Origin of the sequence: Lysobacter sp. 1R34A (genome assembly GCF_051217035.1) — a bacterium.
GTDB lineage: Bacteria > Pseudomonadota > Gammaproteobacteria > Xanthomonadales > Xanthomonadaceae > Lysobacter.
Genome location: NZ_JBPKJP010000104.1, coordinates 1 through 13,736 on the forward strand (window position 1 = coordinate 1; position 13,736 = coordinate 13,736).

General features: G+C 67.5%; 9 protein-coding genes. 2 read left to right on the plus strand and 7 right to left on the minus strand.

The features are described 5' to 3' along the window. Positions 1 to 2,266 (minus strand): Tex family protein (locus tag ACSAMQ_RS17430; protein WP_435396874.1); only part of this gene is annotated, 2,266 nt, incomplete at its 3' end. A 267-nt stretch (positions 2,267 to 2,533) separates the two neighbouring features. Here ACSAMQ_RS17430 and ACSAMQ_RS17435 point away from each other — a divergent pair. Beyond that, positions 2,534 to 3,343 (plus strand): ferredoxin--NADP reductase, encoded by an 810-nt coding sequence (locus tag ACSAMQ_RS17435; RefSeq protein WP_408953396.1) that lies wholly within the window; start codon positions 2,534 to 2,536, stop codon positions 3,341 to 3,343. A gap of 103 nt (positions 3,344 to 3,446) precedes the next feature. Here the strand turns inward: ACSAMQ_RS17435 and ACSAMQ_RS17440 are convergent, their stop codons facing one another. Then, positions 3,447 to 4,385: a LytTR family DNA-binding domain-containing protein gene (locus ACSAMQ_RS17440; protein WP_435396875.1), complete on the minus strand. Its 939-nt coding sequence runs from the start codon at positions 4,383 to 4,385 to the stop codon at positions 3,447 to 3,449. Between the two features lie 152 nt (positions 4,386 to 4,537). Between ACSAMQ_RS17440 and ACSAMQ_RS17445 the strand changes: the two genes are divergently transcribed. Continuing rightward, complete coding sequence (locus ACSAMQ_RS17445) at positions 4,538 to 5,734, plus strand: acyltransferase family protein (RefSeq protein WP_435396876.1); 1,197 nt, start codon at positions 4,538 to 4,540, stop codon at positions 5,732 to 5,734. A 228-nt stretch (positions 5,735 to 5,962) separates the two neighbouring features. On the opposite strand, the gene ACSAMQ_RS17450 is transcribed toward ACSAMQ_RS17445, so the two are convergent. From ACSAMQ_RS17450 to ACSAMQ_RS17470, 5 genes are all read right to left on the minus strand, one after another. Further along, positions 5,963 to 6,445 carry a glutathione peroxidase gene (locus ACSAMQ_RS17450; RefSeq protein ID WP_435396877.1) on the minus strand — a complete coding sequence of 161 codons (483 nt, stop codon included), beginning with the start codon at positions 6,443 to 6,445 and terminating at the stop codon, positions 5,963 to 5,965. Positions 6,446 to 6,865: 420 nt separating this feature from the next. Beyond that, the gene (locus ACSAMQ_RS17455; protein WP_435396881.1) at positions 6,866 to 9,157 is read right to left on the minus strand and encodes a TonB-dependent receptor; all 2,292 of its coding nucleotides are present in this window, start codon (positions 9,155 to 9,157) and stop codon (positions 6,866 to 6,868) included. Positions 9,158 to 9,857: 700 nt separating this feature from the next. Further along, positions 9,858 to 11,930, minus strand: coding sequence for an amidohydrolase family protein (locus tag ACSAMQ_RS17460; protein WP_435396878.1), 2,073 nt, complete (start codon positions 11,928 to 11,930; stop codon positions 9,858 to 9,860). A gap of 70 nt (positions 11,931 to 12,000) precedes the next feature. After that, the gene (locus tag ACSAMQ_RS17465; protein ID WP_435396879.1) at positions 12,001 to 12,351 is read right to left on the minus strand and encodes a VOC family protein; all 351 of its coding nucleotides are present in this window, start codon (positions 12,349 to 12,351) and stop codon (positions 12,001 to 12,003) included. A 280-nt stretch (positions 12,352 to 12,631) separates the two neighbouring features. Then, positions 12,632 to 13,736: calcium-binding protein (locus tag ACSAMQ_RS17470; RefSeq protein ID WP_435396880.1), on the minus strand; the 1,105-nt coding region annotated here is incomplete at its 5' end.

A 13,736-nucleotide genomic window follows, 5' to 3' on the forward strand; every position in this document is an offset into this window, starting at 1 on the left:
GGCCGCCGTTGCGGTCTCCGCGTTCGCTGCGTTCGGCGCCCGCGCCCGGCGGACGCGGCGCCGGCACGGCGTCGTCGAGGCGCCGGGTCAGCGCGATGCGCTTGCGCGGGATGTCGACTTCGAGCACCCGCACCTTGACCACGTCGCCGGCCTTGACCACTTCGCGCGGGTCCTTGACGTACTTGTCCGACAGCGCCGAGATGTGGATCAGGCCGTCCTGGTGCACACCGATGTCGACGAAGGCGCCGAACGCGGCGACGTTGCTGATCACGCCCTCGAGGATCATGCCGACCTGCAGGTCCTTGAGGTCCTCGACGCCGTCGGCGAAACGCGCGGCCTTAAACTCGGGACGCGGGTCGCGGCCGGGCTTTTCCATTTCCTTGAGGATGTCGCGCACGGTCGGCACGCCGAACTTCTCGTCGGTGAACGCTTCCGGTTTCAGGCTGCGCACGAACTGCGGGTCGGCGAGCAACTGCTTCACCTCGCGCCCGCACTGCTGGACGATGCGTTCGACCACCGGATAGGCCTCCGGGTGCACCGAGGAAGCGTCGAGCGGCTGTTCGCCGCCGACGATGCGCAGGAAGCCGGCGCATTGCTCGAAGGTCTTCTCGCCCAGGCGCGGCACTTTGAGCAGGGCCTTGCGCGAGGCGAACGGGCCGTTCTCGTCGCGATGGCGGACGATGTTCTCGGCGACCGTGCTCGACAGGCCCGAGACCCGCGCCAGCAGCGCCGCGGAGGCGGTGTTGACGTACACGCCGACCGCATTGACGCAGTCCTCGACGCGGGCGTCCAGCGCTCGCGCCAGGCGGTACTGGTCGACATCGTGCTGGTATTGGCCCACGCCGATCGCCTTGGGTTCGATCTTGACCAGTTCGGCCAGCGGGTCCTGCAAGCGCCGGGCGATCGAGACCGCGCCGCGGATGCTGACGTCGAGGTCGGGGAATTCCTTGGAAGCGAATTCGGAGGCCGAGTACACCGAGGCGCCGGCCTCGCTGACCACGGCCTTGGTCAGCCTGGCTTCCGGCATGAGCTTGATCAGCTCGGCGGCGAGCTTGTCGGTCTCGCGCGAGGCGGTGCCGTTGCCGATGGCGATCAGTTCGACCCCGTGCTTGAGGCACAGCGCGCGCAACGTGTGCAGGGACTGGTCCCACTGCTTGCGCGGCTCGTGCGGGTAGATGGTGTCGTGGGCGACGAACTTGCCGGTCGCGTCCACCACCGCGACCTTGACCCCGGTGCGCAGGCCCGGGTCGAGACCGAGCACCGCGCGCGGGCCGGCCGGGGCGGCCAGCAACAGGTCCTTGAGGTTGTCGCCGAACACGTCGATCGCCTCGGCCTCGGCCTTTTCGCGGGCCTGGCCGAACAGGTCGAGCAACAGGTGCAGGTGCAGCTTGGCGCGCCAGGTCAGGCGGCAGGCGTCGAGCAACCAGCGGTCGGCGGCGCGGCCCTGGTCGGAGATGCCGGCCTTGAGCGCGACCCGGCCCTCGGCGTAGGCATGGCCGGTCTCGGGCTCGGTGCCGGGCTCGAGTTCGAGGAACAGCACTTCTTCGCGGCGGGCGCGGAACAGCGCCAGCAAGCGGTGCGACGGAATCTTCGCCAGGGATTCGGCGTGGTCGAAGTAGTCGCGGTATTTCGCGCCCTCGGCCTCCTTGCCTTCGGCGACGCGGGCGCGGATCACCCCGACCTCGGTCAGCCAACCCCGCAGTTCGCCGACCAGGCTGGCGTCTTCGCCCCAGCGTTCCATCAGGATCGCGCGCGCGCCGTCGAGCGCGGCCTTGACGTCGGCGACCTGTTTTTCCTCGCTGACGAAACCGGCGGCGAAGACCTCCGGGCTCAGGGTCGGGTCGGCCAGCAGGCCGTCGGCGAGCGGCTCCAGGCCGGCCTCGCGGGCGATCTGCGCCTTGGTCCGGCGCTTGGGCTTGTACGGCAGGTACAGGTCTTCCAGGCGCGCCTTGCTGTCGGCCGCCTCGATATCGCCGCGCAACTCGTCGGTCAGCTTGCCCTGCTCGGCGATGCTTTCGAGCACCGCGGCGCGGCGGTCTTCGAGCTCGCGCAGATAGCGCAGCCGCGATTCGAGGTCGCGCAGCTGGATGTCGTCCAGGCCGCCGGTCACTTCCTTGCGGTAGCGAGCGATGAAGGGGACGGTCGCGCCTTCGTCGAGCAAGGCGATGGCGGACAGGGCCTGGGCGGTCTGGGCGCCGATCTCGACGGCGATGAGTTGCGCGATCTTGTTGGCGATCGGCGCGGACTGCGTGTTCTTGTCTTGCATCGTTTCCAGTCGTTTAGCCCCGCTGACGGGGGACCGGGCGATTGTCGCAATGCCGGCGTGAACGCGAAACCCATTGACAGGACAGGGTTTTTCGGGCCGGACGGGAGTGAGGAGTGTGCAGAGCCGTCGCCGGTACCGGTGCCGCTCTCGCCCACTGCTCACTCCTCTCCACTCACTCCTCGCTCTTCTCACTCCCTCCTGCCTTTAAGAACCGTTCTCATCGCTCGGGTACAATGAGCGCCCCGCTACACCCGAAACGATCCTCGCATGTCCTCCGCTTTTGGCACCGAGACGGTGCTGGACGTCCGTCACTGGACGGACGACTACTTCAGCTTCACCACCACCCGCGACGACGGTTTCCGCTTCGAGAACGGCCAGTTCGTGATGATCGGGCTGCAGGTCGAACAGGCGGACGGCTCGCACAAGCCGCTGCTGCGCGCCTATTCGATCGCCAGCGCGAACTGGGAGGAGCAGCTCGAGTTCTTCAGCATCAAGGTGCCGAACGGCCCGCTGACCTCGCGCCTGAAGTCGATCCAGCCCGGCGACAGCGTGCTGATCGGGCGCAAGCCTACCGGCACCCTGCTGATCCACGACCTGCACCCGGGCCGCAACCTGTACCTGCTCGGCACCGGCACCGGCCTGGCGCCGTGGCTGTCGGTGATCAAGGACCCCGAGACCTACGAGCGCTTCGACAAGGTCGTGCTCTGTCACGGCGTGCGCAACGAGAAAGACCTGGCCTACCGCGACTACATCGTCAACGAACTGCCGCACCACGAGTTCCTCGGCGAGCAGATCGCCGCCAAGCTCAAGTACTGCCCGGCGGTGACCCGCGAGCCGTTCGAGTACGCCGGCCGCGACCAGCGCGGCCGCCTGACCGAGATGATGGAAAGCGGGCGGATGATGGACCTGCTCGGCATCGAGCCGCTCGACCCCGAGCACGACCGCGCGATGATCTGCGGCAGCCCGCAGGTGCTGGCCGATTTCCGCGGCGTGCTCGACCAGCGCGGCTTCACCGCCTCGCCGCGCATCGGCACGCCGGGCCAGTACGTGTTCGAGCGCGCATTCGTCGAGAAGTAAGTCGGTCCGGCCGGCCTGGGGGCCGCGATATCTGCATGAGCCGGCGACGCCGTCGCGTGGGCACGGTCGCGGCTTGCGCCGCCCCTACCCCGGGCGCGCCGACTCAGGCCGCGCGCCGCTCCTGGCGCAGCGCGCCGCGATAGCGCCGGCTGCAGGGGATTCGGGTGCCGTCGCTCATGGTGATGCGCGCATCGCCGCTTTCGAGCGGCTCGATCTCGCCGACGCAATCCAGGTTGACCATATAGCTGCGGTGCACGCGCACGAAGCGGGCTGGATCGAGCTGGGTCTCGATGCTGGCCATGGTGGTGCGCAACGGATAGTCGCGGCCGCGCAGGTGCAGGTTGACGTAGTTGGACGAGGCCTGCAGCCATTCGACTTCGGCCGCGGCGATCAAAAATTCCTTGCCGAGCTTGCGCACCAGGAAGCGCTCCGGCCGTTCCGGCGCGGCCGGTTCCGGCACGTCGTCGGGGACCGTCAGCACGCTGGCCTCGCCCTGCCAGCGCCGCATCAGCAGGCGATAGGCCTCGATCCACAGGACCATATAGGCGTAGGAGCGCACGTCCTTGAGGTATTCGTAGAGGTACTCGGTCGCCCAGGGGCTGAAGTCGTAGCTTTCGCCCAGGCCGGCGTAGACCGCCTTGCGGATCGCGACCATGCCGGTCACGTGCGCGACCGACCAGGCCACACTGCCGAGCAGGTGCAGGGATAGGGCGCGGCGCCAAGTATCGACATGGAACGGGACCTGGCGCGTGTACCAGACCAGCGCCGGCACCAGCGCCAACGCGACCAGGCAACTGCTGCCCTCCCACACCGGCGGCGCCCAGGCCGGGATGTCGAGGCCGGCCCTGCGGATGTCCATCAAGGTGGTCAGGCTGCCGGCGACCGCGTTGACCGCGAACAGGATCACCCAGCCCAGAATCTCGACGGTGCGGCGCCAGGGTTGGTAGCGGTCCCAGGCGCTCGGCGGGACCGCCGGATGGGCCGGGTGGATGGCGGCGGCGCTCGCGGCGGCCGCATGGATCGGGGAAACGTCGTGGCTCATGCGCGCATTCTCGCCCGGCGGCCGTCGGACACGACGACCGGTCGTCCCCCGGGACCGCGATTCGTCCCCGCCGACCGCCACCGGTCACCCCGCCGTCGCCGGCGAGCGCCTGTCGCCACAGGCTGCGGGCTCCGCCACTGCCGTGACCGCCCATGCCACGCCGATACGACATCGACGCCCTGCGCGCCCTCGCCTTCGCCCTGCTGATCCTCTACCACTGGGGCATGCTCTACGTCGCCGACTGGGGCTGGCACCTCAAGAGCCCGCATCTGTCGGAGGCCCTGCAGCTGCCGATGCTGTTCGTGAACCGCTGGCGCATGGACCTGATCTTCCTGATCTCCGGCCTGTCGGTGCACTTCCTGCTGCGCGACAGCTCGCTCGGCCGCTTCCTGCTCCAGCGCAGCTGGCGCCTGCTGCTGCCGCTGACCTTCGGCTGCCTGGCGATCGTGCCGATCCAGCCGTATGCGCAGGGCGTGGCGAACGGCCTGGTCGAGCCGGGCTTCATCGACTTCCTGTTGCGCTATTACCGCTTCCAGCCCTGGCCGGCCGGCGCCTTCGACGGCTGGGAGTACGGCTTCACCTGGAACCACCTGTGGTACCTGGCCTATCTGTGGGTCTACACCCTGGTGTTCGCCGCGGTGTTGCCGCTATTCCGCAACCGCACCGGCCGCCGCGCCCACGCCGCGCTGGCGGGGCTGCGCGGCTGGAAGCTGATGGTGCTGCCGGCGCTGCCGCTGGCGCTCGGCTCGATCCTGCTGCAGCCGCATTTCGAGGAAACCGGCGACCTGATCCACGACTGGTACCGCCACGCGATCTATTTCAGCGTGTTCCTCTACGGCTATTGGCTCGGCAACGAGGCCGGCCTGTGGCGGGAATTGCTGCGCCTGCGCCGCCGCAGCCTGGGCTGGGCGTTGGCGCTGTTCGCGGCCTATCTGGCGATGATCCGGCTGTTGCCCGAGGAGGTGCCCGACGGCGTGCAATACACGATCTGGGTCGTGCGCAGCCTGTACATCTGGACCGCGATCTGCGCGATCCTGGGCTGGTCGCACCATTTGCTCAACCGCCCGTTCCGCTGGCTGCCCTGGGCCACCGAGGCGGTCTACCCCTGGTACGTGCTGCACCAGAGCCTGATCGTACTGATCGCGTATTGGGTGCTGCCGTTGAAGCTGGGCGCCGTGGCCGAGCCGGCCGTCGTCCTGCTTGGCACGGTGCTCGGTTGCTGGGCGTTGCACGGAGCGATCCGGCGGGTGCCCTGGCTGCGGCCCTGTTTCGGCCTGAAGGCGCGGCGCCGCGAGCGGATGCAGGTCGCTGCGGCGAGCGCAGGCACCCCGCAAGCGGAGGTCGCCTGATGGCTTCAGGTAGAAGCGACGCGGCCACAATCCGGTGCGTCGGCTTGGCTCGGCCTAGCTTGGCCTGTCTGCGCCGGCGACGTCGTTGCGCTGACGCGGGCGCGGCTTGCGCCGCTCCTACGCTTTAAAGCGTGGAGGCGAGTCGGCGCAGCAGACGGCTTCGGAACGGGGGCGGCGCGCGGCGCGACCACGCGGCTTGCGCCGCTCCTACCCATGTGCGGCGCGCGCTCAGCCCAGCGCTTTCTCGATGTCGGCGGCGATCGATTCGGGCTTGTCGGTCGGCGCATAACGCTTGATCACCCTGCCGTCGCGGCCGACCAGGAACTTGGTGAAGTTCCACTTGATCGCGTCGATGCCGAGAAAGCCGCCCTTCTCGTCCTTGAGCCACTTCCACAGCGGATGCGCCTGGTCGCCGTTGACGTCGATCTTGGCGTACATCGGGAAGCTCACCTCGTAGGTCAGCGAGCAGAATTCCTTGATCTCGGCCTCGTCGCCGGGCTCTTGGTGGCCGAATTGGTCGCAGGGGAAGCCCAGTACTTCGAAACCGCGCGCGGCATAGTCGCGCTCGAGTTTTTCCAGGCCGGTGTATTGCGGGGTGAAGCCGCACTTCGAGGCGACGTTGACGATCAGCAGCACCTTGCCGCGATAGCGATCGAGCGACTGGTTCTGCCCGTCGATGTCGACGGCGGAGAAATCGTAGGCGGTGGTCATCGCGGGGACTCCCTGGGAACTGGACGCACCATAACGCTTCGCGGTGGCGGTGTCTGGGGGCTGGATACGGCTTGGCGATCGCGGCCAAAGAACCGGGCGCGGACTCGCGCCGCCGTCACGGTTTCAGGCCTGCCCTGGCGTCCTTGCTGTTGCCGTCATCCCCCGCCTGCGCGGGGATGACGAGACGGGAGATGCGACTGCCTGCTGCCACGCTCTTTCCGCCGTCCTTGCCAGGCGAGGTCCAGGGCCCTACCGAAACATGATTCTGAAGTCTCACCGGCCCGGCCCGGCCAGGGCGCACAGCGCCCGGGCGTTCATGGAGGCGCGAGCCCAGTGGCTCGCAAGCGCATCCACTCACCCCACAAAAAAAGAACGGCCCGCACAAGGCGGGCCGTTCGTAACGCTACAAGCGGGCTCGGATCAGAACGACGCCTTGAACTCCGCACCGACGATGCGCGGGTCGTTGACGAAACCGACCAGGTTGTTGAAGTCGATGCCGCCGACCGCGCGCTTCTCGTTGAGGATGTTGCGGCCGTACAGGGCGAGGTCGTAGCGGCCGTTGTCCCACTGGTAGCCGATGCGCAGGCCGCCTTCGAGCAGGTCCTTGCCGCGGAACTCGCGGGCCTCGTACAGGAAGAAGTTCACCTCGCTGCGGTAGGCCCAGTCGGTGTAGACGTAGAACTCGTTGCCGTTGGCGAGCGGCAGGCTGTAGCGCGCGGTGACGTTGTAGACCCACTTCGGCGCCTGCGGCAGCGGGTTGCCGTCGATCGCCGCGAGGGTCTGGCCGTTGCGCACCACGGTCGGGTCGGTGACGGTGCAACCGCCGCCGCAGGGAGCCACGAACAGGTTGCCGTCCTGGATCTCGGTGTCGTTGTAGCTGGCGCCGAAGGTGACCATCAGGTTGTCGGTGAGGTAGGCGTCGAGGTCGACTTCCACGCCCTGGCCGAGGGTCTTGTCGGCGTTGACCAGGATGGTCTGGTTGAGCGCGCCGCCGACCGCGTTGAGCTGCTGGTTGTCGACGGTGTAGCGGAACAGGGCCACGCCGAGACGCGCGCGCTTGTCCCACAGGTCGGCCTTGAGGCCGGCTTCGTACGAGATCACCTTTTCGGCGTCGGCGACCGACGGCTGCGGCGGGGTCTGGAACAGCAGGCGGCCCTGGATGCTGGGCGCGCGGAAGCCCTTGGCGATGCGCGCGTACAGATTGATGTCCGCGGTGGCCTGGAACACGCCGCTGATGTCCCAGCTGACGTCGTCCACGTCGGTGCGGACCTTGAACGGGCCCGACACCGGCGCACCGAACGGAGCGCTCTGCAGCACGCTGGCGCTGAAGTCCTTCTTGTCCTGGGTGTAGCGCAGGCCGCCGCGCAGCTTGAAGCGCTCGCTCACCTCGTATTCGAGCGAACCGAACGCGGCCCAGGCCTTGTTGCGCTGCTTCTGCTGGGCATGACCAGCCTGCACGCCGCCGGCCAAGGTGTCGTAGTTGAGGCTGTCGACGGTGATGTCTTCGTCGAAGTAGAACAGGCCGGCCTGCCAGTTGAGCGGGCCCGCATAGCTCGATTCGATGCGGAATTCCTGGGTCCACTGGCGGTGGTCGGGCAGGCCGTCGGCCGACTCGGCGGCGAACGGAATGCCGGCCGGGGTGCTGCCGCCGGGCAGGAACATCGCGCCGACGCCGCCGTCGATGTCGCCGCGGCTCAACGAGTCGGCGGTTTCGTAGCCGGTGATCGAGTACAGGGTCAGGTCGTTCGGCAGTTCCCAGCTCAGGCGCGCACTGGCGCCGTAGCTGTCGAGCTCCTGCGAGTTGCGGCCGTCGATGCCGACCTCGTCGATGTCGAAACCGTCGGCGAAATCGTTCGTACCCTTCTTGAACAGCATGGCGCGGAACAGGCGCGCGGTGCCGTTGAGGTGGCGCGAGTGCACGTTGAACAAGGCGTTGAAGGTGTCGCTGCCGTCGTACTGCAACTGCAGGCGCACGGCCGATTCGTCGTAGCCTTCGAGTTCGCCGTTGCTGCGCGCGTTCGGGTTGGTGTTGGTCACCCAGTCGTCGCGGCGCTGGTACATCGCCGACGCGCGCGCCGACCAGTTGGCGCTGAGCGGGCCGCTGATCGCGCCTTCGAAATTGGTGGTGCCGTAGGTACCGTAGGACACTTGGCCGTAGCCTTCGAGCTCGCGGGTCGGCTTGGCCGACTCGAACTTGACCACGCCGGCCGGAGTGTTGCGGCCGAACAGAGTGCCCTGCGGGCCGCGCAGCAGTTCGACGTTCTCCAGGTCGAACACCGGGAAGCCCTTCAGCAGCGGGTTCTCCAGGACGATGTCGTCATAGACCAGCGAGACCGGCTGCGAGGCGTTGAGGTCGAAGTCGGTGTTGCCCAGGCCACGGATGTAGAAACGCGGGAAGGCGCGGCCGAACGAGGACTCGATGTTGAGGCTCGGCAGGCGGCCGGACAGGAAACGGATGTCGCCGCCGCCGGAGCCCAGCACGTGCAGCTTCTCGCGGTCGACCGTGGTCAGCGCGACCGGGACGTCCTTGGCGCGTTCGACCTTGCGCTGGGCGGTGACCATCAGCGCATCGAGGGTCTTGGCCTCGCCTTCGGCGGGCGCGGCCGCGGCGGGCACGGGCTCCTGGGCGAAAACGGTGGCGGAAGCGAGGGTCAGGCCGATTGCGACGGCCAGGGCGTGACTACGGGGCGCAGGGCTGCGAAGAGCACGCAAGTGCTGGAACATGGTCGGGTTTCTCGATGGACGCGGCGCGTGGGGCGCCAGTTCGTGGGAAACCGCCGTCGCCCCGCGCCCTCGGGCACGCGCGTACGGCGATGGGCGATCGGGCCGTCCCTTGACGGCCGTGGCGCGGACTGCCCGCGCCGGTGGCGGCTCATTGACCGGCGAATGTTACCAAATCATTAAAGAGCCTGTGCTCGAATGGCCGGCCGGACTCGGGACTCGGGACTCGGGACTCGGGACTTGGGACTTGGGACTTGGGACTTGGGACTTGGGACTCGGGACTCGGGACTCGGGACTCGGGATTCGGGAGTCGGGAGTCGGGAGTCGGGAGTCGGGAGTCGGGAGTCGGGAGTCGGGAGTCGGGAGTCGGGATTCGGGGCTCGGGGCTCGGGGCTTCGGGATGGGACCTTGAATTTTCGGGGCTTGGGCGGGCTTGAGGCTTGATGCGGGTTTCAGAATCGTCAAGAACAAGTCCCACGGTCCCCTTCGATAAAGGGGCCAGCGCCCGGCGCACCGTGCCGAAGGCAGCCAACCTGCAGCGCGGGGGATTTGCTGCTGCACGGCAGATCGCTTGCCATCCTCAAGCCAGAGCCCCCTCCTCGAAGGGGACTCTTCGCGGGATCTGCCTCGCCGCGCCCTGCACGTCGCAGGCATTCCGCCGCGACGTACCTCACTGCGCAGTAGCCGGCGCTTACTTAGCCGCAGTCACCTTGGCCGGCGCGGCGAACGGCTTTACGCCCAGGGCGTCGTAGACCTCGCTCGGGTAGTAGGCGGTATCGCCCTGCAGCACCAGCGAGACCTTGCGGATGTCGGCGATGTCGCGGGTCGGGTCGCCGTCGATCAGGATCAGGTCGGCGCGCTTGCCGGCCGTCACCGAGCCGCGGTCGTCGAGTACGCGGGCGACCTTGGCGGCGTTCCAGGTCGCGACCTGCAAGGCCTGCGGCGGGGTCAGGCCGGCGCGCACGTACAGGGCCAGTTCGTGCTGCAGGGTGAAACCGGGCACTTCATCGGTGCCGGCCAGCAGCGGCACGCCGGCCTTGTAGGCGCGGCCGACGAACTCGACCGCCTTGGCGTAGGACTTGTTGTAGCGCGCCGCGGTCGCGTCGTCGGGGATGTTCATCTCGGCCGAGCGACGGCCGCGCTGCACGTCCGGCGGCAGGTGGTCGGCGATGCCCTCGACGATCGGCGACAGCTCGCCGTCGCGCTGATGCAGGAACTCGAAGGTCGCCAGGGTCGGGTCGATCGCGATCTGCTTCTTCGCCAGGGTCGCGATGAAATCCTGCACCGGCTTGGAATCCAGGTCGAGGTCGGCGGCCTTGTCGGCGACCAGGTAAAAGCGCTGCAGGGTGCGAGTGTCGGTCTTGTCGTCGACGAAGAAGTTCAACAGCAACTGATTGATGTGCTGGACTTCGTCGTAGCCTTGGTCGACCACGTCCTGGGCGCGCATGAACGCCGGCACGTGGCCGCTGACGCGCAGGCCCTTGCTGTGCGCATAGGCCGCGGTCTCGCGCAGCAGTTCCTTCGGGAACGAGTTGTAGATCTTGACCTGCGGATAGCCGTTGGCGGCGTACCAGTCGACGGCCGCCTTGGCGCCGGCGATGTCCTTGATGACGAAGCCGTTGCGCGCGGAGAAATTGCTCTCGCCCTCGATGAAGCCGGCCGGCACCACGTTCGGCGACATCAGCGTGCCCGCCTTGATCTCGCCGATCATCTGCTGCAGGGTCGCGTTGTCGTTGCCCATGTCGCGCACGGTGGTCACGCCGGCGGCGATGTTGAGGCCGCCGTCCCAGCGCGACAGGTGGCCGTGCATGTCGAACAGGCCCGGCATCAGCACGCGGCCGCCGCCGTCGACGCTGCGGTCGTACTTCACCGAGGCCGCGGCCTTGCCGACCGAGACGATCTTGCCGTCGGTCACGACCACGTCGGTGGGCTCGCCGAGCCTGGCCTTCTCGCTGTCGAACACGCGCACGTCGCGCAGCACGGTGGTGCCGGCGAAGCGGTGGCCGAGCTTCTGCCGCAGCTCGACCAGCAGCTTGCCCTCGGCGGCTTTCTGGCGGGTTTCAAGGGCCGCGGCGTTGGCCTGCCAGCCTTCCTCGATCAGTTGCAGATAGCCGGGATAGATGAAGGCGAACAGGCGCGGTTCGGCGCCGGTGGTGGCCCAGGCGAAGTTCGGGGTGAAGCCCTGCCCGGTCATCGCCAGCAACTGCACTTTCTCGGTCTTGCCGTCGCGGGTGACCTGCGCCTCGTCGATCTTGCGCGCGCTCAGGCTGCCGTTGGGCAGCAGCGGGAGCTTGCCGTCGCTGCGCTTGGCCAGGGCATTGAGGATTACCGAGAAGCCGGCCGGGGTGCCGCCGAGCGGCGCGTACAGACCGGGGCCGGACACCGCCGCCTCGCCCGAATCCGACAGCGACTTCCACACCGCCTTGTCGCCGTCGCGGCGGAAGCTCTCGTCGACCTTGGCGCCGAAGGTCGAGGTGCCCTGCACCTGGTAGGTCTGGTAGGTGCCGTCCTTCGCCAGGGTGTAGGTCTCCTTGAGCTCGGGGCCGCGGCCGTTGTCCTTGAAGATGAAGTCGACCGTGGTGGTGCCGTCGTCGGCGCGCGTCACCACCTGCTGGCCGGCCTGCTTGCCGCCGTCGACCAGGGCCAGGTAGCGCGTGGTCTCGGCCGCGAAGGCGCTGGCGGCGAAACCCGAGGCGAGGCAGACGGCAAGGGCCAGGCGGGCGACGCGCGGAAGGCGCGGTGCGCGCGGGGTCGGACGGGACATCGGCAGCTGAGGCATCGGATCGTGCTCCGGAAGAATGGGTAGGACTCGGGAAGAAGGGGTTGCAGAACCGTCAGTCGGAATGGGTGACCATGAGGACGTAGCCGTCCGGGTCGCGGATCCGGAACTCGCCCTTGGGGCGGTAGAACGGATACGCCATCGCGCCGGCCTCGATGCCTGCGGCGAGCACGCGCTCGCGCATCGCCGCGACATCGTCGCAATAGAGATAGAACAGCACCGCCTGGACGGTGTCGTCGACCGGGCCGTCGGCCCGCACCAGCATCAGCTCGGCGCCGCCGGGGCTGTGCAGGAACACCCAGACCGGGTCGTCGCCGCAGGAGGGCTCGTGGTGGGCGTCGGCGACCTCGAAGCCGAAGGTGGCGTAGAAGGCTACCGCGCGCGGCACCTGGGCGACGTGCAGCATCGGCACGAAACTTCTGGCGGACGGCGCGCCTGCGGCCGATGTATCGGGTATCGAGCCCCCCGCCGGTTGGGCGAAAACACCCGCAGCATCGATCCGGATCCGCGACATCGCTGCCTCCATCGTCTTCAAGCATATCCAGTGTAACCCTCCGACATCGCTCGAGCGCCAGCTTTGGAGCCTACTCGCCCGTTCATCCGGCTGGTCGGCGAATGCTAAGGAGGGGCGCCAAAGCGCCCCTCCGTGTTGCCAAAACTACGTGGATTCAGCTTTAAGGCAATGCTTACAGCAAGGGAACATCGGAGCGCAACGGCGAGAAATGCGCATCGGATTGCATGACAGCTATGGAAGCCATGGACGATATCAAGGAGTCAACCTGTCCTGAGTTCAGTGACGAGCCGTCCGCAAAAGCCATATTCTCAACCTTGAAGCTATGGCTGTCCTTATACCAGTCCTTGATCAATAGCTGGTCGCCCTGTCCGGCCACATCGAGTTGCAAATCATCCCCGACTCTAGCGAAGTTAACGTCGGCCTGGACAATGCCGGCGCCGAAGCGCAGCGTATCGGTATAGATGCCGGTGCTCGAATACGAGCCGTTGTCGCGGATCGTGTCCTGGCCGTCACCCAGATTGAACAGGTACGTGTCTCCGCCCCAATACCCCTGCAGCGAGTCGTTACCCACACCGCCTTCGAAGGTGTTCGTAGCCCAGTACTCGGTCGCCTTGAGCGTGTCGTTGCCGGCGCCGCCGCGCATCACGTTGGTGCCGGACGCATCGCTGATCACATCGTCGCCGTCGCCGCCCTCCAGCACGTCGTCGCCCTGACCGCCGTCGATGAGGTCGTTGCCCGCGCCACCGTAAACCGTATCGTTGCCCGAACCGGCATTGATCGTGTCGTCGCCGGCCTCGCCGTGCAGCTCGTCGTTACCGTCGGACGACACAATCGTGTCATTGCCACCGCCAGCCCGGATCAACGCGTTCGAACGGCTGACGCCGATCAGCGATTGAGCCGCATCCGTACCGGCCTGCGCCAGGTTGTAGGTCAGATCGTAGGCCGACCAGTGGGTGCCGTCGGCAAAGGACACCGTTTCCAGCCAATAATTGGACGATACGAACCAGTCCCGCACCGTGATCTTGTCGTTGCCGTTCGCGTGCGCCAACACCAAGTCGTTACCGGAACGACTCGCCTGGATATCCGATGCCGAGATGCCGGCGCCGAAGCGCAGCGTATCGGTATAGATGCCGGTGCTCGAATACGAGCCGTTGTCGCGGATCGTGTCCTGGCCGTCACCCAGATTGAACAGGTACGTGTCTCCGCCCCAATACCCCTGCAGCGAGTCGTTACCCACACCGCCTTCGAAGGTGTTCGTAGCCCAGTACTCGGTCGCC

Excerpts from the sequence above, each read along its gene's own strand:
- ACSAMQ_RS17435 (WP_408953396.1), top strand. The coding sequence starts at position 2,534 with ATGTCCTCCGCTTTTGGCACCGAGACGGTGCTGGACGTCCGTCACTGG.
- ACSAMQ_RS17460 (WP_435396878.1), bottom strand. The coding sequence starts at position 11,930 with ATGTCCCGTCCGACCCCGCGCGCACCGCGCCTTCCGCGCGTCGCCCGC.
- ACSAMQ_RS17465 (WP_435396879.1), bottom strand. The coding sequence starts at position 12,351 with ATGCTGCACGTCGCCCAGGTGCCGCGCGCGGTAGCCTTCTACGCCACC.
- ACSAMQ_RS17445 (WP_435396876.1), top strand. The coding sequence starts at position 4,538 with ATGCCACGCCGATACGACATCGACGCCCTGCGCGCCCTCGCCTTCGCC.
- ACSAMQ_RS17450 (WP_435396877.1), bottom strand. The coding sequence starts at position 6,445 with ATGACCACCGCCTACGATTTCTCCGCCGTCGACATCGACGGGCAGAAC.
- ACSAMQ_RS17440 (WP_435396875.1), bottom strand. The coding sequence starts at position 4,385 with ATGAGCCACGACGTTTCCCCGATCCATGCGGCCGCCGCGAGCGCCGCC.